Origin of the sequence: Carboxylicivirga agarovorans (genome assembly GCF_050589845.1) — a bacterium.
Classification (GTDB): domain Bacteria; phylum Bacteroidota; class Bacteroidia; order Bacteroidales; family Marinilabiliaceae; genus Carboxylicivirga; species Carboxylicivirga agarovorans.
The window spans coordinates 43,658-70,062 of the sequence record NZ_JBNGPA010000012.1 but is presented as its reverse complement, the minus strand read 5'-3'; the positions used below and the strand labels follow the sequence as shown (position 1 = coordinate 70,062).

The 26,405-nt window shown below is 37.5% G+C and carries 18 protein-coding genes and 1 pseudogene; 6 read left to right on the top strand and 13 right to left on the bottom strand.

The window, feature by feature from the left end; all coding sequences use genetic code 11:
- Positions 1–291: 291 nt before the first annotated feature.
- The 4 genes from ACRD69_RS13660 to ACRD69_RS13645 all read right to left on the bottom strand — a co-directional run bounded on the left by ACRD69_RS13660 (position 292) and on the right by ACRD69_RS13645 (position 8,061).
- On the bottom strand, positions 292–2,409 hold the full coding sequence (locus ACRD69_RS13660) for an efflux RND transporter periplasmic adaptor subunit (protein ID WP_430815658.1): 2,118 nt from the start codon (positions 2,407–2,409) through the stop codon (positions 292–294).
- A gap of 132 nt (positions 2,410–2,541) precedes the next feature.
- The gene (locus tag ACRD69_RS13655; protein WP_430815657.1) at positions 2,542–3,774 is read right to left on the bottom strand and encodes a TolC family protein; all 1,233 of its coding nucleotides are present in this window, start codon (positions 3,772–3,774) and stop codon (positions 2,542–2,544) included.
- 3 nt (positions 3,775–3,777) lie between these two features.
- On the bottom strand, positions 3,778–7,581 hold the full coding sequence (locus tag ACRD69_RS13650) for an efflux RND transporter permease subunit (RefSeq protein WP_430815656.1): 3,804 nt from the start codon (positions 7,579–7,581) through the stop codon (positions 3,778–3,780).
- 99 nt (positions 7,582–7,680) lie between these two features.
- Positions 7,681–8,061, bottom strand: coding sequence for an HYC_CC_PP family protein (locus ACRD69_RS13645; RefSeq protein ID WP_430815654.1), 381 nt, complete (start codon positions 8,059–8,061; stop codon positions 7,681–7,683).
- A 521-nt stretch (positions 8,062–8,582) separates the two neighbouring features.
- Here ACRD69_RS13645 and ACRD69_RS13640 point away from each other — a divergent pair.
- From ACRD69_RS13640 to ACRD69_RS13630, 3 genes are all read left to right on the top strand, one after another.
- Positions 8,583–9,752 carry an OmpA family protein gene (locus ACRD69_RS13640; RefSeq protein WP_430815653.1) on the top strand — a complete coding sequence of 390 codons (1,170 nt, stop codon included), beginning with the start codon at positions 8,583–8,585 and terminating at the stop codon, positions 9,750–9,752.
- A 215-nt stretch (positions 9,753–9,967) separates the two neighbouring features.
- Complete coding sequence (locus tag ACRD69_RS13635) at positions 9,968–12,166, top strand: hypothetical protein (RefSeq protein WP_430815652.1); 2,199 nt, start codon at positions 9,968–9,970, stop codon at positions 12,164–12,166.
- Between the two features lie 103 nt (positions 12,167–12,269).
- Positions 12,270–12,728 (top strand): hypothetical protein, encoded by a 459-nt coding sequence (locus ACRD69_RS13630; protein WP_430815651.1) that lies wholly within the window; start codon positions 12,270–12,272, stop codon positions 12,726–12,728.
- A gap of 282 nt (positions 12,729–13,010) precedes the next feature.
- Here the strand turns inward: ACRD69_RS13630 and ACRD69_RS13625 are convergent, their stop codons facing one another.
- Together ACRD69_RS13625 and ACRD69_RS13620 are read right to left on the bottom strand one after the other, a co-directional pair.
- A complete protein-coding gene (locus ACRD69_RS13625) occupies positions 13,011–13,442 on the bottom strand; it encodes a hypothetical protein (protein ID WP_430815650.1) in 432 nt (143 codons plus the stop codon).
- Positions 13,443–14,008: 566 nt separating this feature from the next.
- Positions 14,009–14,713 (bottom strand): Crp/Fnr family transcriptional regulator, encoded by a 705-nt coding sequence (locus ACRD69_RS13620; RefSeq protein ID WP_430815649.1) that lies wholly within the window; start codon positions 14,711–14,713, stop codon positions 14,009–14,011.
- 631 nt (positions 14,714–15,344) lie between these two features.
- Between ACRD69_RS13620 and ACRD69_RS13615 the strand changes: the two genes are divergently transcribed.
- Both ACRD69_RS13615 and ACRD69_RS13610 read left to right on the top strand, forming a co-directional pair.
- Positions 15,345–16,517, top strand: a complete 1,173-nt coding sequence (locus tag ACRD69_RS13615; protein ID WP_430815648.1) for a carbohydrate porin — start codon at positions 15,345–15,347, stop codon at positions 16,515–16,517.
- Between the two features lie 18 nt (positions 16,518–16,535).
- Complete coding sequence (locus tag ACRD69_RS13610) at positions 16,536–18,203, top strand: methyl-accepting chemotaxis protein (RefSeq protein WP_430815647.1); 1,668 nt, start codon at positions 16,536–16,538, stop codon at positions 18,201–18,203.
- Between the two features lie 192 nt (positions 18,204–18,395).
- Here ACRD69_RS13610 and ACRD69_RS13605 read toward each other — a convergent pair.
- Together ACRD69_RS13605 and ACRD69_RS13600 are read right to left on the bottom strand one after the other, a co-directional pair.
- Positions 18,396–19,004: pseudogene (locus tag ACRD69_RS13605) on the bottom strand (DUF6371 domain-containing protein).
- Positions 18,959–19,264 (bottom strand): PG0870-related protein, encoded by a 306-nt coding sequence (locus ACRD69_RS13600; protein WP_430815720.1) that lies wholly within the window; start codon positions 19,262–19,264, stop codon positions 18,959–18,961. The pseudogene ACRD69_RS13605 and the gene ACRD69_RS13600 overlap by 46 nt, the downstream one beginning before the upstream one ends.
- On the opposite strand from ACRD69_RS13600, the gene ACRD69_RS13595 reads away from it, so the two are divergent.
- Entirely contained in the window at positions 19,211–20,134 is a 924-nt protein-coding gene (locus ACRD69_RS13595) for a sensor histidine kinase (RefSeq protein WP_430815646.1), read from the top strand. The genes ACRD69_RS13600 and ACRD69_RS13595 overlap by 54 nt on opposite strands.
- A 145-nt stretch (positions 20,135–20,279) precedes the next feature.
- Here ACRD69_RS13595 and ACRD69_RS13590 read toward each other — a convergent pair whose 3' ends face one another.
- From ACRD69_RS13590 to ACRD69_RS13570, 5 genes are all read right to left on the bottom strand, one after another.
- A complete protein-coding gene (locus ACRD69_RS13590; RefSeq protein WP_430815645.1) occupies positions 20,280–20,987 on the bottom strand; it encodes a DUF4397 domain-containing protein in 708 nt (235 codons plus the stop codon).
- A 191-nt stretch (positions 20,988–21,178) separates the two neighbouring features.
- A complete protein-coding gene (locus tag ACRD69_RS13585; protein ID WP_430815644.1) occupies positions 21,179–22,570 on the bottom strand; it encodes a TlpA family protein disulfide reductase in 1,392 nt (463 codons plus the stop codon).
- A 12-nt stretch (positions 22,571–22,582) separates the two neighbouring features.
- Complete coding sequence (locus tag ACRD69_RS13580) at positions 22,583–23,740, bottom strand: TlpA family protein disulfide reductase (RefSeq protein ID WP_430815643.1); 1,158 nt, start codon at positions 23,738–23,740, stop codon at positions 22,583–22,585.
- 141 nt (positions 23,741–23,881) lie between these two features.
- Positions 23,882–24,838: a hypothetical protein gene (locus tag ACRD69_RS13575; RefSeq protein WP_430815642.1), complete on the bottom strand. Its 957-nt coding sequence runs from the start codon at positions 24,836–24,838 to the stop codon at positions 23,882–23,884.
- A 113-nt stretch (positions 24,839–24,951) separates the two neighbouring features.
- Positions 24,952–26,403: a RagB/SusD family nutrient uptake outer membrane protein gene (locus ACRD69_RS13570; protein WP_430815641.1), complete on the bottom strand. Its 1,452-nt coding sequence runs from the start codon at positions 26,401–26,403 to the stop codon at positions 24,952–24,954.
- Positions 26,404–26,405: the final 2 nt, after the last annotated feature.

The following is a 26,405-nucleotide window of genomic DNA, read 5'->3' as shown; positions in this document are numbered from 1 at the left end:
AGAATTTATTACTGACATCATTTAGATTAAAAGTATCAATAAATTCTTATAATTTCTACAAATAATAGAAAGGCACTCATACTTATGATTGGTGGGTTTGGGGAGACTTTGATTAACTTATTAGTAGACAAAGACTAATTATAATATAGCCTTTATTGAAAATGATAATCCTTGTTGTACACATACATTTCTTTAAGGTATTTAATAGTAATCCTCATCTTAGTATTTTATAAGTTCAGCAACAAATCAGTAAAAAATACATCCGGACATTTGCCCGGATGTTATTACTAACTATTTTAAGCGATCATATTTGCAACAACTATGTAATTCCTGGTAAACAGCATCATCAGCTTTGTATTTATCGGTATCGTGACCAGCTTCAGCTATAGCTTTTTGAATGATATCTTCTGTGGCTGGGGAAGAAAAGTTGATATGAATCTTTTTTGTTTCTTTATCCCAATTGGCTTCTATTACACCCTCAACGGTTAATGCAGCCGTTTCGATGCGATCTTTACACATGCCACAGTTTCCGCCAACAGTAAACATCACTTGTAGTTTGTTGTTACTCTGTTTGTGTTCCATTCTAGGATACTGACAACAACTATGAAGCGCATCGTAAACAGCATCATCTGCCTTATACTTTTCCGTATCATGACCAACCTTTGCAATGGCTTTTTGTATTTTATCCGTTTTGGCTTTGTCTGATTGATAATTGACATGTAACTCTTGCTTATCGGCACTCCAATCGGCACTGCTTACTCCTGCAACCGATAGAGCTGCATTTTCAATGCGTTCTTTACACATATCGCAATTACCAGCTACTTGTATCGTGGCGTGAGCAACAACAAAGGAAGATTTCTTTTGGATATTATCCAATCGCTCATACAAGCAACAACCAGGTAATTCATTATAGACATTATCATCGGCCTTATGCATCTCCGTATCATGACCCGAATTGGCAATGGCTTTGTGCACATCATGCAGTTTCGCTTTATCAGTGTCAAACTGGATAGTTATCGTATGCGAATCCGCATCCCATTTAGCCAAGCTAACACCATAAATCGTCTTGGCGGTTTTCTCAATTCTGTCTTTACACATTTCGCAATTGCCAGCAACGGTAAATGTTTCCTTCTTAAGATTCTTCGAATCGGGTGCATTCATCATGCTTGGCAATCCAACTAACTGGGCAGCTGCATCAATTTTAAAGACGCCATTGGTGGCTATTTCCTCGCCTGGCTCCAATCCTTCCTTCACCACATAGAAAGCACCTGCTTCTGGTCCCAATACAATTTCACGGTATAAGAAGGTAGGAGATTCACGTTCTTCAACTTTGGTATATACCACCGCTCTTTTACCTGTCCACATTACCGCTGACTTTGGAATAATAACAGCTTTTTGCTCATTCGCTATTTTAGATTCCAGTACACCGCTTGCAAACATCTCTGGTTTTAAGCGTAGTTCCTTGTTGCCGATTTCAGCACGTACCTTTGCCACTCTTGTTTTGGCATCAATAAAGGGGTCAACATATGTAACCTTTGTTTTAAACTCTTCACCAGGTAAAGCCCGCAAGCTGAAATTCAATTTGTCACCTATTTTTATCCAAGGCAAATCTGTTTCATAAGCATCAAATAATGCCCATAGTTTGGTTAAATCGGCTACCTTAAATAGGGCAGTTCCTTCTTTCACATAGTCACCTAATGCTACATGGCGCATAGTTACTGTTCCGGTTATTGGCGACAGAACGTTAAAATTAACTTCTGGCTCTCCGGAGGCTTCAATTTTGTCAACTTGTCTTTCGGTTAAACCCCACGATTTAAGTTTAGCTCTTGATGCCTTATATAAGGAAGGGTTGTCTGCTTTAAATTCTGAAGCTTCAATTAACTCACGTTGGGCACTCACTAAATTAGGCGAGTAAATAGTGGCTAATTTTTGCCCTTTACGAACTTCTTGTCCTGTGAAATTAACAAAGAGCTCTTCAATGCGACCTCCAAAGCGAGCAGTTAGTTCAGCTATACGTCTTTCATCTACATGCAGTTTCCCTTGCATATAGATGGACTTATTAGGCTCTCCAAGAGCAACAACAGATGTTTGAATCTCTGCAAGTTTGGCGGCCGATTCGCTCATGACGATTTCATTGGGGTCGGCATTTTCGCCTCCGCCCATCGATGATAAGGGGATTAAATCCATGGCACAAATGGGGCATAAGCCAAACTTGTCCTGTTTAATTTGTGGATGCATGGAACAAGTCCAGGTAGTGGCTTCTTCTTCGTGGTTGTGACCTGCATGTTCATCTCCGGCTCCATTTGTATTGCCGGATGGTGAAATTATCCATCCAATTGCAAGTCCGACTATTAATACGCCAAGGACTAATTTGTAATTGCTTTTTATATTTTGAAATATTGTTTTCATCTCATTATATTTTAAATATTCAAATGTATTCGATGGAACTCGCCAATAGTTGTTTACCTGTATGAGTAACTATTCTCGTGGCTCGTTTCATTTCTCTGTCATTAAAACGTTATTACTTGATAAATACTTTCCCTATTTACCCATTAGGTAATAGATAAAAGCTATGGCTGCCTGCTTATCTGTTCGGGCCATTTCCAATTCCAAATTGTATTTTAGCAAGCGCCTTTCCATCCGCAGAATTTCCTCAAAATTTTTATTGGCATAAGCATATTCAGTTTCCAATAATCTTAAGGATTTTCGGGCGATGCTCAGCTGCTTATCAAATAACTCAATTCGACGATGGGCATCACGATAATCTTTCCATGAATTCTCAAATACAGTTTCCAGCACATTTACTTTATCCGCACGCTCATAATCCTTGGCAGTTTCCAAGTAAATAACTTCCTGAACCATGCTCTTGTATTTATTTCGATACAGGGGAATTGTTAGTCCTACCTTTGGGAATGCGATGGCATCCTTACCCGATAAATTATTATCTCCTTTTCCAATCGAGATGTAGTCAATACCAAGGCTGAATGTTGGAGCACCTTGTTTTTTAGCTGCTTGTTTCCTAAAAGCAAGCGCACTCTTTTGCATATCGATGCTCAGAAGTTGGTGATTCTTTATTTGAATAGAATCTAATACTGCCTCTTTTGTATAAAGAATATCTGTGGACCACAATTCATCAGGAAAAATAATAAGCCTCTTTTCGTCTGAGTTCAAAAGGTTATTGAATGAAACTTCCAACACCTCTTGCTTGTCCTTTAAGAGAGCCAGTTGATTTTCCAAATCATAAATCTCCATTTCTATCCGGTACTGGTCAACCGCCGACACGAGCCCTGCTTCAACCTTAACAATGGCGAGCTTTTTAAAAGTATTTAGTATCTCTATGTTTTCCAAAGTGATAACAGTAGCCTTGTTGTTAAAATACAGATTATACCAATTGGCTTTTACCTCATTAAACAGTTTCGACTTGTTTTCTTCAAATACTTCATATAAGGCTTTGGCTTCTTCTATACTGGCATTTTTCTTTGACTTTAATGTGCCAAACCAGGGAAACATTTGTGTGGCTGACAGCCTGAACTCCTGAGGACCGTTTCTGGTCTCAACAGGTTGTATAAAATAGGCGAAGGCCAATTGCGGATCGGGTAATGTGCCGACTTGAGGCGCTTTTTCAAGAGCAGCCAGGTATTTGTTAAATGAGGCTTTTAAAGCCGGATTATTCTCTGCGGCCTCTACCAAATAGTGATTGAGTTCATCCTGTGCCTGAATTACACCTGACAAACCTAATAGCACAAATAATATATAAATCTTAATGCGTTTCATGTCTTATGCTTTTTCAGGGTTATTCTTCTTTACTTTCGCTTCCTGCCACATGCTATATAGCACTGGAACCACAAACATGGTTAAGACCTCAATGGTCATTCCACCAAATAAAGGAATGGCCATTGGAACCATTATATCAGACCCTTTACCTGTGGATGTTAATACGGGTAAAAGTGCGATAATTGTTGTCGCAGTCGTCATGATGGCAGGACGTACTCTTTTTGAGCCAGCTTCCAATACCAAAGCTCTCACTTCTTTAACGGTTTTTGGTTGTCGTTTGTCCTGTAGTTGTTTGATGTAAGTACTGATTAATACACCATCATCAGTAGCGACACCAAACAATGCAATAAACCCAACCCAAACCGCAACACTCAGGTTGATGGTGCTTACCTGAAATAGATTGCGTAAACTCATGCCGGCTAATGAACCATCCATAAACCAAGGCTGACCGTACAACCAAAGCATGATGAATCCACCGGATAATGCCACAATAATGCCTGAGAAAATCAAACTTGTTGAAATAACAGACCTGAACTGGAAGTACAGTATCAGGAAGATGATAATTAAAGAAATTGGAATAACAATCATCAGGCGCTTAGTAGCGCGTATCTGATTTTCATAGTTCCCGGTAAATTTATAACTCACCCCGGCAGGAAGAGCAAATTCACCGTTATTCTTTTTTTCCTTTAAGTATTCTTGCGCATTTTCAACCACATCCACCTCGGCATAACCTTCCTTTTTGTCGAAAATCACATAGCCCACCAAGAAGGTATCCTCACTTTTAATCATCTGAGGGCCTCTGACATAATGTAGAGTCACCAATTCACCAAGAGGTATTTGAGCTCCTGAAGGCGTAGGGATTAAAATACGTTGCAAGTCCTCAGGATTGTCCCTGAACTCACGGGCATAACGCAATCGTACCGGGAAACGTTCACGCCCCTCAACTGTAGTAGTCAATGGCATACCACCTATGGCACTTCCAATAACGGCTTGCAGGTTCTGGACGGTTAAGCCATATCGGGCAATGGCATCTCTTTCTATTTCCATCTCCAGATAGGGCTTACCTACCACCCGGTCAGCAAAAACTGACATACCTTGTACACCTTCAACTTGCTTTAATTGCTTTTCCAGCTCAAAGCCAACTTTTTCAATGCTTTCCAGGTCAGGGCCATACACCTTAATACCCATTGGTGCACGCATACCTGTTTGCAACATCACTAAACGTGTGGAAATAGGTTGTAACTTCGGAGCGGATGTCAGACCAGGTATGCTACTTTTATCAAGAATAGCCTGCCAGATATCATCAGGTAATTTAATTTCATCGCGCCACTGTCTGAAATACTCCCCGTTCTTATCCTCCGTCAAATTCTCTTTGTCAATCAAACGGAATGTTTCTTCCTTCGGATGGTAGGTAGAACCATCTTTCAACAAGAAGGCACCTTCTTTATTGGTTTTAAAGCGCATGCGATGCCCTTTTTCATTCAGTATGTATTCTGGTTTATAGTTGATAACATTCTCATACATAGAAGTAGGCGCCGGGTCCAGGGCCGAATTTACACGTCCCCATTTACCAACCACTGTTTCAACTTCAGGGATGGAGTTAACCTGTTTATCAAGTATACGAATGACTTCCAGGTTTTCTTCGATGCCCGAGTGAGGCATTGTTGTTGGCATTAACAAAAATGAACCTTCATCCAGCGATGGCATAAACTCTTTTCCGATGCCCGGTAGTTTTTCATCCAGATAAGCATATGAATCAGTATCTTTAATAAACTGAGGCATAAAACCAAACAACTTATTAAAACCTTGCCAGCTGGTCATTCCGAAGAATACTATAAAAATGGGTACAATCAGAAATGCCCATTTATTATCCAAACACCAGTTCAATATGCCTTTGTAAAATACCACCACCATTGATAAACTGCCCAAAACAGTAGTTACGATGGCTATCACAAACAAGAAATTAGCAAACAGACTGTTTTGAGCCCCAAGAGGCATCCAGGCCTTTGTCAGGAAGAAAACCACCACCACAATGGTAATAGCAATATTAATTAGGTTTATCCATTTCTTCTGATGCTCCTTCCAGCGGTAAGACAATAAGCCATTGATACCATAAGCCGTAATAGCCAGGGCAATATAATTATCTGAAACAATAGACAAAACAACTCCTGCAGCAATCAGAATGAAATTACCCAAACGCTGATAGCGCTTTTTATCTATCTTAATGGAAAAAATTAAGTGCGATAAGGTTGGGATTATAATAAGCCCGATGAGTAAAGCGGAAACCATCGTGAAGGTTTTTGTAAAAGCCAATGGCTTAAACAACTTTCCTTCGGCAGCTTCCATGGCAAACACAGGCAGGAAACTAATAATGGTGGTTGATAAAGCTGTGATAACAGCACCAGCTACTTCGGTAGTGGCAGTATACACAACATTTAGCAACTCTTTTCCTTTTGCCCCCTTGTTTTCTGGCATTTCAATGTGCCGGATAATGTTTTCAACAAAAACGACTCCCACATCCACCATCACTCCAATGGCAATGGCAATACCGGATAGCGCCACAATATTAGCATCAACTCCAAACTGTCGCATGGTAATAAAGGTGATAAGTACACCAATAGGTAGGAGGCTTGAGATAAGAAATGAAGCACGTAGATTAAAAACCAGTACAATTACCACCAGAATACTAATCAGCAATTCAAGGGAGATGGCTTCTTCCAATGTTCCCAGCGTTTCCTTTATTAATCCGGTACGGTCGTAAAACGGTACTATCGTTACTTTTGAAACAGTACCATCCGCCAATGTTTTGGAAGGCAAGCCAGGCTCAATCTCTGCAATCTTGGCCTTCATATTTTCGATGGTCTGAAGTGGGTTGGCACCATAACGAGCAACAACAACACCTCCTACAGCTTCGGCACCTCCTTTATCCAATCCACCTCGTCGTGTAGCAGGGCCAAAGTTAATCTTGGCAACATCCTTTAGTCGGATAGGTACATTGTCACGTACTGTAACAACGCTCTTTTCCAAGTCTTCAAGATTTTTGATATAACCCAATGCGCGCACCAAATACTCGGCACGGTTAAATTCAATCGTCCGTGCGCCAATATCGAGGTTACTGCTTTTTACAGCAGACATAATTTGTGCAATCGTCACGTTATGCGCTTTCATTGCGTAGGGGTCTATATCAACCTGGTACTCTTTTACAAAACCACCAATAGAAGCCACTTCTGCCACACCTTTAGCCGATGTTAAGGAATAACGAACATAGAAATCCTGTATGGTTCGTAGTTCATGCGGGTCCCAGCCTCCAGAAGGATTCCCTTCTGCATCACGTCCTTCGAGTGTATACCAATAGATTTGTCCGAGGGCTGTAGCATCAGGTCCAAGCGAAGGAGATACATCTGAGGGTAGCGTACCGCCCGGCAAAGAATTTAATTTTTCCAGGATACGTGTTCTACTCCAGTAAAACTCCACATCCTCATCAAAAATGATGTAAATACTGGACAAACCAAAAATGGAGTTACTACGAATCGTTTTCACACCAGGTATACCCAATAAGGAGGTGGTTAAAGGATAAGATATTTGGTCTTCAATATCCTGAGGTGAACGGCCAGGCCATTCAGTATATACGATTTGTTGATTCTCGCCGATATCTGGTATGGCATCAACGGGCACCGGGTCACTTGGCAAAATACCTGTATCCCAGCCAAAAGGAGAATTAATGATTCCCCAGCTAATGAAAACAAGCAATACTAAAAAAGTAATCAGCTTATTTTCAAGAAAAAAGCGAATAATTGAATTAAGCATATCAATTCATTTATGATTAAAATTCGAAATAAGTTATTGATTTGACACAACTAACGCAATTAAGTCGCATTGAGTCAACTAATAATCATATCGTAGAAATCACAAACGATACACTTGTATGTCAGAAAGAAAGGTAAGCACTTCTTTGGGAGGTGGAGGATTATAGTCTGCTAATTCAATATGCGACTCCTCAAAAGTGCAGAGTAAAAAGCTTTGTACAATTGGGAACAACAGTTCTATTGTTGCTACCTGGTACTCAATATTGTTTACTGCAGATACAAAATCTGCATCCAGTTCATAATGTTCTGATTCATTGTGACAGCATTCAGAAGAACATGCTCCTTCGCAACATCCTATTGCTTCACTAAAAAGATTCAAATTAACCAAGCTGCCACCACAGTAATGTTTAGATACAGTCATACCAGTTGTTGAAATTAACAACACTGTTACCATTAATATATGACTTATTTTCTTGAGCATAGTGTTAGAATAGCTTATAACAAAGAAACACAAACAGAATTAAAAAAGTTTTATTGAGCGATATCGTTAACAAATTATTAACCGTAAAACATCCTTTCCCACCTAATATCTCAATCAAAACAGTATCCTTAAAGCCATTGTTGTCCATAGTATAATAGGAATAATATGCTGTTTCACCCGTACGATTCACAATGACCATACGACCTGCAATATCACATGATTTCAAATGCAGTATCAATATCAGTAATAGGAAAAATATTTTATAACTATTTATGTTTAATCTATTAGTGGGTTTTGGTAAGACACATATTACTATGATTCATTTTAGTATGTGAAAATTGCGCTATTACAATAAAAAAAAGACATGATTAGCTGATAGACTTCCCTATAATAAAAAAAATGTCAGCTCCGAATATCGCCTTTGAATATGGAATTCCATTCTATTTACAAAGGAGGACTTCTGTTGTATATTGGCTTTTTCCCGCCTCAATCGCCAATATCAACTTGTAAAATAAATTAATATGGAACGTATTATTCTTATTTTGAGTATCTCCCTTATAATTGCTATCCCGGCAGAGTCACAGTCGCTCAAGAAGTTTGGAAAAAAACTGACTGAAAAAACCAGCAAAGAAGCTGAGGCAAAAATTGAAGAAGCGCTTGAACAATCTGAAGACCAGGCTAAAACGAAAGATGACGAGACAAAAGAAACAAAATCTTCTGATGTTGTAAATGAAGAAGTTACTTCTATACTATGGACCAAATATGATTTTGTACCAGGTGACACTGTAATTTTCGAAGATCAGTTGGCCAACGAACAGAATGGAGAGTTTCCTTCTAAATGGGATTTGAAAACGGGAAATGTTGAAATAGCAGAATTAAAAGGTGAAAACGTCATTAATTTCCCTTCTACTAAAAACTCAGAGATTGTTCCTCTTATGAAGGAAAAAGGAGATTACTTGCCTGAAAAATTCACCATTGAGTTCGATGCTTATTTCTCTGAATTCTGCACAAAGTTCGAAATTAAACTATACGATGTCGTTAATCAACAAAAGAATCCTGACTTGCCACGTATCATCATAAGCCCGAAAGATATTTTTGTTTTTAATAAAGGGAAAACAACATTTGATGAAAATAAAAACTACCCTTATTGGCAGCATATAGCCATCTCTTTTAATATACGCTCCCTTAAAATTTACTTTGGTGAAGAACGTATCACCAACATTCCTAATTTGGGAGGGAACCCATCAGGTTTTTCAATAATGGCTTCTCAATGTCATGAAAGAAGTCCGGCTCTTCTCAAAAACATTCGTATTGCCAAAGGCCATATGAACCTGTACGAAAGGGTGATTAGCGACGGGAAATTCATTACTAATGGTATTCGCTTCGATGTGGGCAAAGCAACTTTACGACCTGAATCCATGGGCGTAATTAATCAGATTTACAAGTTGATGAATGAGCATGCTGACCTTAGCTTCAGTGTAGAAGGACATACCGATAGTGACGGTAATGATGCTTCGAATCAAAAACTTTCGGAAGAAAGGGCCGCTGCAGTTAAAAATACCCTTGTAGGAAAAGGCATTGCAGCTGAGCGCTTAAGCACATCAGGATTTGGCGAAAGTAAACCCATTGACACCAATAGCACTCCGGAAGGCAAAGCCAACAACAGAAGAGTTGAGTTTATAAAAATATAATACCATATAACGCAGGATAAGTAATTGTTAAACTGATTCTATGGGTTATGTGTTAACCGCTATTCTTTAACTCCTTAAATGCTAACGATTGGTTTACACTTCATTGTCTGTAGTTTTTGTAGTATGAAAAAGTCTATAGTTTAATTGGGATTAGTAGGAAATAACAACCTGATAGAACCTTCCTGCATGATGAACTTTCTTTTATGCTTTGTAGTATGGTTACAAAAGATTTAAATATGTACTTCCTGCTTATTATTAAACGAGTAACATTCATTGCGTTGATGCTTTGTTTAATGGCACCTACTAAAACCTATTACAAAGAAGATGCTGATGACTATCTGAATCAAAAAAAGCAACCCAATTGGTTAAGTGTTAAGAGTTGGAATGCTGAATATGAAGAAACATACCAATTCAGTAAGAAATTGGAATCAACTCCGAGTATTACATATACTATAGAAGTCAAAACGATTATAAGTGGTAAATATGTTTTGAATGAAGCAGTAGAGACTGATGGACATTCTTTTGGGGAATGGTATGGTTATGGTTCCGGATTTTTGCGTGAGGTAAAGACTGTTAAAATGATTAGTAACGACTCCAACGGAAGAATCGTAATTACAGAGAAAACAGAAACAAAAGGCAGTGGACATATTGGTAATCCGGCACTTAATGAATACGGAGAGTTTTGGGGAGGCTATTTGTCGATTGACTTAAGTTCTAACTCCTATGGGGTAGGCTTTAATGGCCATCCCAGTAATAGCAAATCAACGCTGACACGCACTGTAGAAGGTCTTCCAACAGATTATTCTGCTCTGTCGCAATTACCTGTTGGTCTTCGTGAAATATTTATGCCACTTGGTGAAAAGACTGAAGAATGGGCAAATTACAGTGGACCATTGGAAGAAGCAGAAAGTGTCATGACAATTAATATGTTTGCTTCTAATCTTTTTCCCGATTTTAATGAGCCCAAAGAATACTCACTACCTAAGCATGGCACAACACTGAAAGGCTCTTTTACCGGTCAAAACATTACAAAGAGTTGGAAGCTCTTCCCTTCCGGCATAAAAATACCAGAAATATATGTTGAGATTATGGATAAAGATTGGCTCCCTGAAGATGACAACATGGTAGAAGTAAAATTATCATGGGACAATATAAATCCTTCCGAGATTGAATTTACCCTGTTTGATATATCTGCCGAACCTGGCACCTGCTTAAACAGCATGGATGGTAATACTAATCCAGACATGGATATAGTAGAAGAGAATCAATATGCTCCATTAAATATTGAAAGACACGATAAGCAAATAATTGCTGTTAGTAAAAAAGACCTCTATAACAAAAAAGAAGAAATAATCGTCATTAGTTCTCTTGATTTTGGAGCCCATGCCATGCTAAAAGCAAGAATTAAAGCATCAGGCGAGTGGTATGATGCCAGGTTGAAGAATCAGCCGGGTAAAACCTTGCTCTTACCTTATGATGAAAATGGGAATCATATAGCTGATAAATGGGAAAAAGATATGGGAATATTTGACAGAAACTTATCGGCTACATGGGATTATGATCCATTCCCCGATCAACAAAGAAATAATGGAGATGGGTATAGCAATTATGAAGAATATCGTGGCTTTTATGAACAAGGTCATTTGTTTAGAGAAGGAAAGAATGAGCAGGTTAATGGAAAGCATGTACGTACCGATCCAATGTATAAAGATGTCTTTGTTTATGATCAGGATGGATTATTCAAAGAGCATTATGCACCCTATAATCCAGCGGATTTAAACTGGCATTACATTGACCATACTTTAATGAAGTATACTGGTAATGTAGAAGATGACTTGAATAGATGGGTGAATTACAGAACCACTAACACTTACTCAAATCAGAAACAATATGCCATGTGGGTTCGTTATTGGCCCGTAGGTGGTAACAATCCGACTAGTGCAGGCGAAAGTCCCATGAAAAAAAGCTGCGGGCATGATTATCCAGGTAACGCCCCACTGAAATGTATCTATATGGTAAAAATAACCCAGCAAGGAATCTTAAATGCCTTAAGTGAGATATCTGATCAGGCCAGAAAACAAAGACTCTTTTCTGAGCTGCTGACAACTACAGTTATTCATGAAGTGGGCCACGGTTTAGGCTTAAAACATCATTATAATAACATAGGAACAGGTGAACCCGATTCTGATTTCCGGGAATTAGGCGTTAAGGATTGTGCCATAAGGTATGAATCTGCAACCGAAATTATGCACAATGATAAATTGAGTTTATTGAAGACTCGCTATTGCCGATTGGGTGATAAATGGATTAGAATCAATAAGGAACAAAATGAAGGCACTGAACAACAAGAAATTCAGTTCGAAACTTTTCCAGCGCACAATTGCTATTGGAATATAAATGTAAAAGGCAAATAAATAATAAAAGTGTTTGTATAAACACACTGAAATTCGAGCAATTGATTGGGCACCTTTGAATTAATGCAGTAATAACATCAAAAATAAATTTAACTATACTGTTATGAGGAAGAAAATTAGAATGTACACTATTAGACGGGCCACAAGTTTATTCACCGTGTTGTTGTCCATGTTTTGCCTGAATGCTTTCGCGCAACTTCCTGCAGCACTGGAAAAAGAATACGACCAGTTTAACGCACAAATCTATAAAGCTTTTCAGATTATGAATTCCGAACCGGAAGCTATCGCGATTAAGAAAGTTTCCGAAATAAAAGCTGAACTGATTAAAACATCCGAAAAACTTTTTCCGAAACTCAATGCATTGCCTGAGCTAACAGAAAAGCAGGAAAATGATTTTATGCAAAAGACAATGAGCAAGCCCTTGTATCAGGATATGATGAAGCTGATGGCCGATCCTGTTTTTATTAAGAAGATTTCAAATAGCCCTAAATTAATGGCAGAATTTTCAGAATTGGAATCTCTTCTTGATATGGGTGATAACGAAGAAGAGGAAGAGGAATAATAAGCTGATTTCAATAGATTCTTCAAATCGATGCAAACTCTGGTTGATACCATTACAAATATAGCTTTTACCTATAGCTTCCAATTCTGCAATGAGACACATTAACAAACTGTGAAGTAACAGACTTTTTTAATCGTTTGACGAAGTTACGAACTTTGCGTTTTGGGAGACTTCATCAAAGACTTTAGTTTTCAGACTATTTTATAATAACAATATTGCAAGCAATTGACCTGACACCCAGCGATGATTAACGTGGTGAGACCAATCTATGATCAATGTAACTTACAATAAAACCTCAGGGCTGATACTAAACGAACCATCTCCATTAAAGTTTGTCAAAGTAATTGTAACGGTCCATTCACCTCTTGACCCTAATCTGGATAACCCTGATTTAGAGTCATCACCCCGCCCTGCTTCCAGCGTTTGGTTCATTACTACTTTTCCTTCAGAATCTTCAATTAAAAGGTTAAAACTGCCGCCTTCTGATGCAGTCATATCCATATTCCAATCTACTGTTTTAAAGGGATTGAATAATGTATAGCTCTTTTGTGTACCTCCCCCATTACCAACAACATCACCGTCTAAATCAGAACCCACAGCTGTTATTATGACATTAGCGAATTTATCATCATCATCATCACAAGAAGTAAAGAGCAAAAGTGATACAAGTAATAAAGTTCCAATATTTAACAACCTAAATTTCAACTTATTCATACCTTTTATTTTTAATTACGGCCATAGACAAAACAAAAGGTATACCAAAAAATAATCAGAAGCATAACTAAGCATCAGCAATAGGTAAGAATGTTGATTTGCAAGGCGTTAGTCATGATTTACGTTTTGAATTCAACTCAGGAGAAACCTTTGAGACTGAAAGGGGATTATTACTTTTGCAACGGATGTAAGTGCTCTTGCACAAATCACATACGACCCAACATTATGGTTTGCTGATGTTGAAAATGGGCAGTCAGCAGCAGCTAAAAAGACAGATGTTGTAATTGTGATTATTGCGACTCGATCTAGTAAATAGGTACGATGGGTTTTGTGAGACTATTTTCGATTTATATAAAGGTTTGGTAAGACTATTATCTCCCTAACACTTATACCTACAAATTATATTCGTAATTATACAAATCCTTTCTTCTCCAATTAACTAAACACCCTAAAAGCCTGTGGTCAAGGAAGATCTAAAAACTAAAGAATCATACATTATCAACAAATGTTTATATCCTAAGTAATACTTAGCCATGCCAAAAATAAATAGCTATTAAGGCATTTCATTACCCATAATTACTAATGTTACGCAATTTATCTGACGATACTATTTCAATATGATTACCATTGATTTTAATGATACCATCTTGTTTAAAATCCTTTAAAATACGAAGTAAACTCTCCTTTGAAACACTTGATAAATCGGCAAGTTCTTGCCTGCTTAAATGAATTTTGAAAAAATGAGATTCATATATTGAATTGGAAAGATACAGTAATGCATTAGCAACTCGCCCGCTCATTTTTTTATGAGACAAGTCTATCACCTGGTTGAATAAATTTGTAATTAAATTATTATTCAGATTTAAGACGTAAGTTGCAAATGCTTTGTTGTTATAAAATACCTCGTGAAAGGCATCTAAATCCATTAAGCAAGCACTAATGTTGCTTAGAGCACTAACAGTAAACTGAGAAATATTATTGGTGCTGGTAAAAACTCCTGGATTGATGATAAAATCCCCTTTCTTGAGGATTTTTATTATTATATTTTTATTGTCAAGTCCTTGTATATGCAACTTAGCATAGCCTTCTTTAATACAAATAACATTGTTACATTGTGTACCTTCTTTAACAATTGTTTCTCCATTCGTATAATTTACCTGACAATGTCCTTCTTTAAATATCTGTATTTCTGATTTGTTTAACGACTCAAAACCGGTAATATCCGCATAACAGTCATTACAAGTATTTGGGGGAGTAAGAATATAAGACATATAGGTAACTTAAATTGATGTGTTAAGATAGAATAATCCGTCATCTTAAGAAAACCCTCAATTGTTTTTAACAACAACATAACGAGTCTTTGGTAATTTTTAATTATGTAAGAAGTTGGGCTGCAGTTCTTTTACTATTAAAAGAAAAATAGGATTAAGTATATACTTCGCTTAATAGTTAATCAATTTACTTTTCTTCCATGATTTTAATTTAAAATTGCTTATTGACAAAAGTTTGATACTTAAAGATCAACAATTGATACCTGGATTAAACGTTCAGCAGATATCTATGAAATGCTGCAATTTTCTATTGATCTGGCAGCACAGAAGAAGCAGTTTTACTCATCCTAATCAAAGGAATACATAGTTTGGATTAAGAACCTGAGGTGTTACAAAATAGTAATATCCAAGTGCATCTAATGGGGGTATCACTGATTATTCGGTACTAAATACCTATTTGTAAACCACACTTTAGGGGGGGGGGGGAGATGGATGGTAATTTGTTTGCTTATTGCGGTTATTAAGATGGCTATAACAGTCATTTAGGGTCTGTTTCTTTAGGAATCAGTGCTTTATGTTTGTATCGTGATTTTTAGTGTAGCGATTACTTAATTAGCGTAAACCATAAATTATGAAGCAATTAGCCAGATGCCTAACAAAACACCTGCTTGCAGCTGTCTTTTTATTCTTTCTTGTACATAAAGTGCGCAGCCAGCAGGAAAATCCCCTAACACTTGAAGCTTCTTATGTATTCGATGCCCTTAACAGCCCCAATGCTGCTTTGGCAACCGGTAATGCCTACATGGGTATGATTGATTTAATTGCCGGGTTCAATACCGCCGATGCGGGCTGGTGGCAGGGTGGCGAAATGGCCATGCAGGTAGGAACCACTCATGGCGCTACATCGTCGGCCGATATGGTGGGCGATTTACAGGTATTTTCTAACATCGATAATGGCAATTATACTTACCTACTGGAACTTTGGTACAAACAAAGCTTTAATAAATTTTCATTGACTTTTGGGGTGCACGATATGAACTCTGAGTTTTTAGTGAGTGAATATGCTATTGATTACATCAACAGTTCTTTTGGTTTTATGCCAACTGTTTCTATGAATGTGGGTGTTTCCTCTTTTCCCAAAACATGTATGGCTGTTGTTATGGCCTATGATGTGGATGATAACACTAGCTTGAGAGCCGGTGTTTATCAAGGCGATCCGCTCGATTTGGATGTGGAGCCCTATAATACGCAGTTTGACCTTAGTAAAGCGGGAGGCTACCTTACCATTGCAGAAGTGAGCCGCAATATGAGCCTGTTGAATGGTTTAGAGGGCAGTTACCGGGCAGGCGGCTATTACCACAGTGGCGTATTTGACGATTTATCGGGAGGGGAGGCTTCCATAAAAGGTAATTATGGTGCCTATGCCATTGCCGAGCAGTTCTTGTATAGCAGCCATGCAGGGCGTCAGTTGGCATCCTTTTTTCATATTGGTTATGCACCCGAAGACCGCAACGCTGTTCCGTTTTTTTTGGCAGCAGGACTCAATATACATGCGCCGTTTGCAAAGCGGCAGGATGATATGCTGGGCCTGGCATTAGCCTCTATGACGATTAATAAAAACCTGCTGGGAGAAACAGGTATATTCAATTTGGAGAATGAGCAAATAATCGAGTGCTTTTACAAGGCTCAAATCTCAGAGAAAGTAGCCTTGCAGCCCGAACTTCAATACATTATTAACCCTGGTGCAGTTAGTGGCAATAATAACACCCTACTGGGGCTAATCAGAACCTCTATTATATTTTAACACCCAAACAAGATGAATATGAATTTTAAAAATTTAAAATTAGTACAGCAGCTATTATTAAGCTTTGGGCTTGTGTTAGCTGTATTTATTATTTCAAATGTTATTCAAATTAACCGTTTAAATACGCTTGGAGAATTACAGCACCAAGGAGCAGGTCGAGCCGATGATGCCATAACCATAACAGAAGCTTCGGCATTACCATTCCAATACTATCAGGTAATTGGTGATGCGATAATTAACCTTGATTTAAATGCATCAAAAAATGAATGGCACAAAATAGTTTCCGAAGCAGATGATGATTATAACGTTATTAAAGGAATCTTAGACACCGATATTGAAAGGCGTCAATATGAGCAATCGAAGCAAGCAAAAAATCAATTTGAAGAGATTGTTGATAAACAATTGTTTCCGTTGTTGGATGCTAAATTATTGAATAGTGATGAAGCAAAGCTCCAGCAGATGGAAGCACAACTTAAACAAATAGATGAGGAAATTGATCGTTTGATAACTCAAATGGGAGAACCTCTGTTGCAGTTACGACAAGAGTTGATTGATGAAAATGAGGAAGCCGATGAAGTGTACGATGCCAGTCAGAATAACCTATTTGTATTGTCTATAGCATTTTTAGTCGGAGCAATCGTATTAGCCATTATTATTAGCCTGGCTATTACCCGTTTTATTACAAGTACCCTAGGGGGTGAGCCAAAAGAGCTGGAAGAAATAGCCAATCGCATGGGTAACGGTGATTTAACCATTGATACCAGCAATGCAGGTAACAGGCAGGGTGTAATTAAAATTATGCTAGAGATGGTGGAGCGTCTAAAAGGTGTAATGGTCAGCATATCAACAGGTGCCGATAATATTAACAGTGCCAGTCAGCAGCTGAGTGGTGGGGCACAGCAAATATCATCGGGTGTCAGCGAGCAGGCGGCATCGGCCGAAGAGGTGAGTTCGTCGATGGAAGAAATGGCGGCTAATATTCAGCAAAACACAAGCAATGCCTTAAAAACAAGAGATTTGTCAGCTAAAGCATCTAGCGATGTGGAAGAGGTAGCCGCGGCGTCAGAAGAAAGTATGCAAGCTGTGAACGACATTAACGATAAGATAAATGTGGTTGTTCAAATAGCCGAAAAAACAGATTTGTTGGCAATTAATGCGGCGGTAGAGGCTGCTCGGGCAGGTGATCAGGGACGAGGGTTTGCAGTGGTAGCTGCCGAAGTACGTAAATTGGCTGAGCGCAGCCAGGCTGCCGCCAGTTCAATCGTTGAATTGGCTGAACGTGGTGCACAGTTAAGCGAAAAAAGTACAGCTATGTTAAAAGCATTGGTGCCTAATATTGTTGAAACATCACAATTGGTTGACGAAATTGCAACGGGTAGCCAGGAGCAGGAAACGGGTGTTAACCAGGTGAATAGTGCAGTTCAGCAATTGAGTCATGTAACGCAGCAAAACGCTTCTAACTCAGAGGAAATGGCCAGTAGTTCCGAGGAATTATCATCCCAGGCTAATGAATTGGAAGAGATAACCAGTTTCTTTAATTTAGGGCAGAGGAGTATTAAGCGGAGCAAGAATATGCCAAAACGCTCGATCTTTCAACAGTCTGAAATGAATCAATCTGCTCAGCAAGGTCTTGTGTTTGATATGGGAAAATTTGACAGCTCTTTGAAAGAATATCAGGATATGTAAGGTATCCACCCCTTTAATATATACAGTAATAGGCTCATAATCACATGGTGGTTATGAGCCTTATTTTTATGCTTATTTGCTATTTGAATCACTATTATGGAACTCTTATTTGAATGAGCTACAAATTTAGTATTATATCTGTATAGAAAAGCAGAAACCGTAATGACACAACTTACGAAAAGCCAAAAAATATTACAGTCCAAATTTATCTTTACTTACGCTGCTAATAGCAACATCTGTCAGGTCATATCCTTTGGGATAGCTTTCCAGGCCATCTGAAACAATAATGTTAATTAATTCCTTCACCTTCTCTTTCCACTTTTCAGCGCATCCACTATCAGGAAATAATACAATTTTCCTAAAACCTAAGCCGGTAACTTTATCCTTTGATAAATTTGACAATCCCCCGGTAGCAAACCAAATGTAATCAGGTTGTATAATCGCCATTATCAAAGCAGTTTTCTCACTCTCAACTATACCAATAGGTTTATCTTCTGATAGCTTAACTAAATGCTCACCAAATAAGCATTATTTCACATGGAAGTTACTTGCATTGCTATGAACCCATGCAATACGGTTATAGGGTGATTTAACACGCTTTCCTGTATTAGCATCATATTGCATTATTTTACCTGTACGACACCGGTTATACTTATCAAATTGATAAAATACGGTTGACTTATACCATTTGTTAGAACTTCCAATTTTATACATTTCCATAACATTATTGACAGTATTCTTATCAAAATATTTAATTAGAAATGTATAAAGATGGGTATTTTGGTAGTCAGTGTTATAAATTCCAAAGGAAGGAATGACGGCTGAAGTTCGGGTTTTCTATCCACTACAAGGGTTTGTTTGATGACCGGCAATCCCTGATCTTCAAAATATTGTTTTGGCGTATAATGGTAACCACATTTATCCTCCCTGTTACACCTTCCCACATTATCATGCAGGTAATTCCCTGTTTCAACATCAATGTATTTTGAAAATGTTCTTGACTGTTCATGACCACAATTAGGGCAATTATAACGACTATTACTACCATTATATTTTTCTATACCACTAAAAACAAGCTTTTACTGGAGCAGGAACATAATCAAAAAGTAAATGTCTTAATTCAACTAAGGACAGAATTCTTCATCAATATTTCGCACGACCTCCGAACACCTCTAACATTGATAAAAGGACCACTTGAAAGCATACTTCAAAAAAAAAATCTTAGTAGTGAAATAAAGGAACCTTTATTGTTAATAAAACGCAATGTCAAACGATTAAATTATCTTATTGAACAGCTTTTAGATGTTAGAAAAGCAGAAAGTGGAAAGTTAGTGGCTCGGCTGCAAAATCTGAATATTGTCACATTTACAAAAGAAGAAATTGCACATTTTACCTATGCTATCAGAAACAAAGGTTTGAAATATAATGTTACCAGTTCTTCTTCGGAAATACTGCTCAATTTTGACCCTTCCATGATAGCAAAGGTTTTCTTTAACCTTATTTCCAACTCATTGAAATACACTAAACATGGCGAGATAAACGTTACTATTGAAAAAGTGCAACAGCAGGAATACAAAATACTAAATAGTTCATCCAATGAGTCGTTTGTGAAAATTGAGGTAAGCGATACAGGCAAGGGCATATCGTCCAATAAATTAAATAAAGTATTCGAACGTTTCTATCAGGACAATACGATGAATGAAAAAGGGTATGGTATTGGTCTTTCACATACACGGGAACTCGTAGAGGCACATCGTGGTTACATTGAAGCTGAGAGCGAAGAGAACAATGGTACTACAATACGCTTCTTCTTGCCTGACAATAGCTATTCATCAGCAGAAGAGACCAACACGAAATCAAATGAAGATGATCTCTTCAGAGGTACGTTTTGTGAGATTATTCTAACATGCCACTTCACTAATATGGGCTGAATTTTCATTAGAAACGGTTTTATAGAGGGTCAAAACATAAAAAAGGAGTAAATAATACAAACCTACTCCTTTAGATATTATGTTCTTTCAACAGCTTATTTAAAGTACTCCCATGTTGGTAAGCCAGTCAATTTTATTCAAACATCTAATGATTAACAATAAACACCCCAGCTTTACTAAAGTCATCAATTTTAGGTGCCAAAATATGGGTATATATTTTATTCGGCTCACTACTTTGACTATCTGAATAACGCAGAATATCAGTTTGTTCATTAGGCAATACACCTGTTGGAGTATAAACGACTTGCCCGGATACTTTATCTGAATCAACATCCATATAATCACTGTCATCTTCATACTCCAAATTACTCACTAATTTAAAATCAGCTGTTTCACCCCCCATGTATATATCTACAGCACCAACATCATCTAAGGCATGAAAAAAACGTAGGCGAACTTTACCAGAAGCAGCAGGTGTTAAATCTTTTTCAAGAACTTCTAAATCGGGTTCTGCCAATGAACCAAAAGCTATAGCAATGTATTCCTCATTATTATCAAATGATTCAAGATCTGCTACAACTAGTGTTTTGTCAATAGCATTTAGAACTTCTAATTTTATATTATTGTTCCCCTTTTCCCACATAACTGTTGAACCACTCCCAAAAGCATAAGCCTGATTTGTCTGATATTCTTCACCATTAGCATGCCAATCGATTGAGAAATTTACTGGCAGGTAATTAAAGGTCGTTAGTTTTGCTTGTTCCATTTCTGGCTCTGGAGCTGGCTCGGAGTTATCAGTACTACAAGACATCATAAAAACCCCAATCAATAATAAAAACACCCATCTATTCATGATTTTTACATTTAAAGAATTAATATAATTATTTCAATGCCAATTGCTCTCAATCCCTCTTAATCAAACAAATGAATTCTTTAAATGTTCCAAAATAACGATCCTGAATACTCCAATTGACTAGAAGTAAAACACCTCTCTTGCTTTTTACTAATTACTGAGAGGTGCTTACTAAACTAATCCCGGTTTAATTATTTTTCAGCTACTAAGGCCTTTAAGGTTGCCAATAGATTAGGATTTGAAGGACGTGCCGCTTGCACATCAACAATATTACCATCTGCATCGATTAATACAAATTGTGGAATACCACTAATGTTGTATTGCTTAGCCAAGGCTGAGTTAAACGCGTCCTTAACAATAAACTGTTTCCATTCTGGTTGATCATCTTCAATCATCTCTACCCATGCTTTATGACTGGAGTCAACTGATATACTAATTATTTCTAGTCGTTCTTCATTTTTAAACTCTTCAACTAGTTTAGCTAGATAAGGTATTTCAGCTTTACATGGCCCACACCATGTTGCCCACACATCAAAATACACAAACTTACCTTTAAAGTCGCTCAACATTACCTTTTCACCATCCTTTGTGTACATTTCAAAATCAGGAGCCGGCTGACCGGGCATAAGTTTGACCGCATTAGTATACAAGCCTTCTACTCGCTCTTTCATAGCCATATCGGTACACGATTGCATGTAATACGAAAAGGTTGGTTCCAACAAATTATTTATCCCCCATGATAGATATGCACTGATAGCATTTGACAATAACCTGTTTTTAAGCGTACTGCTTTTGATATTATCATTAATCAATTCCATGTGGACTAAATATGTGGAATCACCCAAATTTCTTTTAGCTTTCTCCAGCGCCAGTTTCCAACTAATCTTCTGGTCAAATATTTGATAATACATCTCTACAGATTCGTCAGCCTCATGTTCGCTTAAACTTGACACAAAAGCATTATATTCTATATCAGAATCAAGAGCATTACCTGTTTGACGACTCATATACCAGGGGTATACAGCTTTTATATATTTAAAATAATAATCAAGGTAATTCTCCTCACTTACAACAAACAGTTTATCTTCTTTACTTAGTTTATCTAATTTTGTTGTCCAGATCTTATGTAGTTCATCGATTTCCTGAGAAAGCTCTAAAAATGGTTTTTTAGCATGTTGATCGCCATATAACTGACGTGCTAAGCCATAATTTAATTCTTTTTCGCGCTGAAATTTATATTTATTAACTATGGCTTTATCACCACTAAAGCTTACACTAAGCTTTTCAGTGCCATTTTCCAGTGATATTCTAACTTGATCACCTTTTTTAAGGTAAGGTCGAATGGTTGTTTTGTCATACCTAAAACTTAGCTTTTCCAATTGATTCTCATTTAATTCGATCATAACTTGATCTTTTTCATCAAACCGAAGCGTATCAATCAGGTATCTTTCTTCAACAAATGTTGTCATAAATAATGGTATTTCTGCTCCATTTTTTACTTCAAAATTTATTGTTGTTTTGCTGTTTTTGCATTGTGTAAATAGCAACAATGCAAAAATGGATATTATTAATGTAACTCTCATCGTTAAATTATTTTATTGTAACAGTTCGTCAATTTTATGATATAATCCTTCTCCTTCTTCACCTTCACCTACCCATCGGCCAATTATTTTACCATTCGGATCAATTAATAGTTTTGTTGGGAATCCACTCACATTGTATTTTAGAACCCAATCATTATTATTTTTATCATTATTGATAATATTATGCCAATCCATTTTTTCTTTTTCAATGGCGGCCTTCCACTTTTCAATATCCCTATCCTGCGCAATACCTAATACTGCAAGTTTATCTTTATATTTAAGATAGTATTCTCTTAGATGCGGCATACCATCCATGCATGGACCACACCAAGTACCCCAAAAATCAATCACCACATATTTCCCCCGCAACTGTTCCAAATTAAACTCACTTCCATCAGGTGTTTGCTTACTGATGATATTAGTGGCTATTTCACCGGTTTTAGTAGCTTTAAAACCTACTAATCGTTCAGCAATTTCTTTGAAATAAATGGTTTCCTTGTATTTTGAAGTAAAGGCAGTAAATAATTCATCAATGCGTGACATCGGCAATTGGTTGCGAAGTGCCATATCTGATAACATCCATACTGATGCCAGTTCATCTGGGTTATCCGCAATAAACTGCGCCTTCATATCAATTGATTTTCCGGAAATTTTATTCCCTTTTTTCTGTACAAGTGTTTTCGCTTCACCATTTAAACTATCTGCTTCAACGGAGTAATTAACAGCTTCGTTCATCACTGGGTAAATAGCTCTATTTAATTGAGCAAGTCCATTATTCATGGCATCCCCTTCTGGGTAAGCATTGATAAAATCAGTAATCTCACCACTCACTTTAATGTCAGCTCCCGGATATACGAAACAAGCCAATAAAGAAGACTTTGCGGGGAAATAACCTCGCTTTGTTTTTTTTACAACGCGGTCAACTCCTGTAGAAATAGTGATGTGCGTAATTTCATTTATTTCTGATGTAAATTCAAAAGATTCATTTTCAACAACAATCTCTTCACGTCGATAACCATTAGGTTCGTTGACATCGTTTATAATAGCCCACATTTTCTCTGAGTCTAGTCCTTTAATGCTACCATGTATCTTAAAGGTATTTGATTGGGCTGTAATGGTAGGTGTAATTATTGCAAACACCCCCAAGAAGGCAATTATTAATTTAGTCATGATATTATTTTAAAATTATGGTTCTCAATAATAATGTCTGTCGTATAGGAAGATGGAGAACCGAATGTAAAATATGCAGTGTACACTGCGCTGCAGAAGAAAAAAATTCGATGCCGGGTAAACCGGCATCGAAAACAATTATTAATATGGACCTTCTCCTCGAAGGTCTTCCGGCCAATCTTTTCCATCAGCACGGGTTACCCTTACTGTCGCCCATTCGTCGTAACCAGCTGTATAATAATACGTCCAAGTAATATCACATGTAGGACCATTGATATTAGTTATCTCCCACTCAGTTCCATCAGGTTCATCCAAAATAATTAAGTTAGAACAGTCCTGATCAAATAATTTAGCTGCATATTTATTTCCATTCCACGAAGTACCAAACTGGCAATCGTCTATGGTATATTCACCACTTAATGATACACGTGTTATTTGAACTGTACCTGTTTTGCCAACAAACCCTGTTGCACCAGCTCCCTTATCCAGGACTTCATAATTTAAAACACCAGATAAGTCGTTAGGACAGGCAAAGCCCTCATCCACACCAAATAGGTACTGACACTGAGAACCTGAACAGTTTGTACGCGTATCTGTAACATTACCATTGATATCGGTTATTACCCATTTAAGTTCAATAAGGTCGGTTGATATCAATTTATTAGGTCTGTCTTTAATTATTAATTCATTAGCAAATAGTTCATAAACTTCATCAATAGTAATACTCATCTGAAATAAATTGAAATCTTCAACATCATCAAATGTTTTGAATAGTTTGCCATTTTCTCCACCATGCATTACTTGCTCATCTCCAGTTGTTTCCTGGAAATAAGCATAAACCTCAAGTTTTTCAATAGTATTAGCATCATCATCTGAAGCCGCTAATACCGAAACAGAAAAATCTAGTTCTGTTACGATAAAAGCTTCCGCATTACTGGCATAAAAGAAGTTTTTATACTCTCCAGGCATCACGATAGTCATTGCTTCCGTTTTCCACTCAAAGTCATCCTTTGAAAAGGATTCTTCATCACAGGAAGCCATTCCCGAAAGAAGAAGAATGAGAGCCACCAATAAGTTTATATATCTTGTATATTTCATTTTATTAATTTTTTGTTGGTAAAGTAAAGGAGCTCCCTCAGCCTTAAAGTTTACATTTTAAGCACAATGCATCAGCTAAGGAAGACTCTTTTATCATATTAAATCACATACAATTAATATTCGTTTTGCTTAGTTTGTCCACTGCTTAGGTTAATAACAGCCTCATTTAACGGACGAGCATATAGTCGTGAGTCAGGCTCTATTATGTAGTCAATAGGTTCTGCCTCCATATTGACTTGGTTCCCATCAAGTGGATAAAATTTACGACGGATGGTGATATTATCCACTTCAGGATCTACATTAATGCGTCGAATATCATACCAGCGAATAGTAAATGGCATTTCACGACGGCGCTCATCGATAACTGTCTGAATTGCTTCTTTTTTGTTGGCCGGCAATGCCATTGGAACATAATCAGCAGCTGCAAAACGATTAATACGTACCGCTTCAATATCATTCATTGCACCAGCGATATCTCCATTACGAGCCTTTGTCTCAGCACTAATTAGATACATTTCAGATGTTGATGCTCCAGCAATGCATTCGCCAAAGTTACCTCCCTGAATATAACCAACATGTGGATTATCAACAAATCCGAATCGCTTTAGATAATCTTCAACCATAAACATTTCGTAGCGTTTGTCCATTGGATCGTAAAGATCCATTAACTCCTGACTTGGTAAAGATTTCCAATGTGGATTAGACAAGGAACGATTCATGTACTGTCCTTTCCAGAAGTTTAACCACTCGGGGCGAAAAGTATTATACGTATTGGTCATTGGATAGGCTATCCCACTAGCATCTTCTACTGTGTAGAACTCCGCATCGTAATCAATCATATCAGAATGCACGCCTAAAGCACCTGCAGCATACTGCGCTGCTTTATCAAATTGCCCAATATAAAGATAATAGCGGGCAGCAAATGCTTCTACAGCAGCTTTGCTTGCACGCCAATTGCGTTCAAAGTCAACATCAAGTTTTAAAGCTTCCTGCAAATCGGCTTCAATAAAACTATAGGTATCGGCAACTGAGCTCCGTGCCAGACTCTCTTCAAAATCAGTACCCGTGCGTAATGGTAAGCCTGGCTCACCCGCATTAGCTTCGCTTGGGTGTAAGCAGTAATTTAAGGCCAAAGCAAAATACTCCGTTGCTCTAATAAAATGTGCTTCTGCTTTTAGTTGCTGCTTCTGCTCATCAGAACCACTAATGCTATTTTCATCAATAACCTGTATACCATAATTACATAACCAAATTGTCCGATACCTTTGATTCCAACATTGATCATTTGCATTTTCAATCTTTGTATTAAAAAGGTATTGCTCAATTATATTGAATGAGAATGTATTAGGTAATTCATCATACACTTCCAATGGTATCTCAAAATTATCAGTACAAAAGAAGTCAGGATCTGAGTAATATGAATATGACATACCATTAAATAATATATCTAACTCCTCAGTTGTTTCAAGTGTTTTAGCACTCGATTTTTTAGGTTCCTCATCAAGGAAACTATCGCAGGCAACAAATGCCACACCGATCAATAATAAAAATAATATCTTTTTCATAT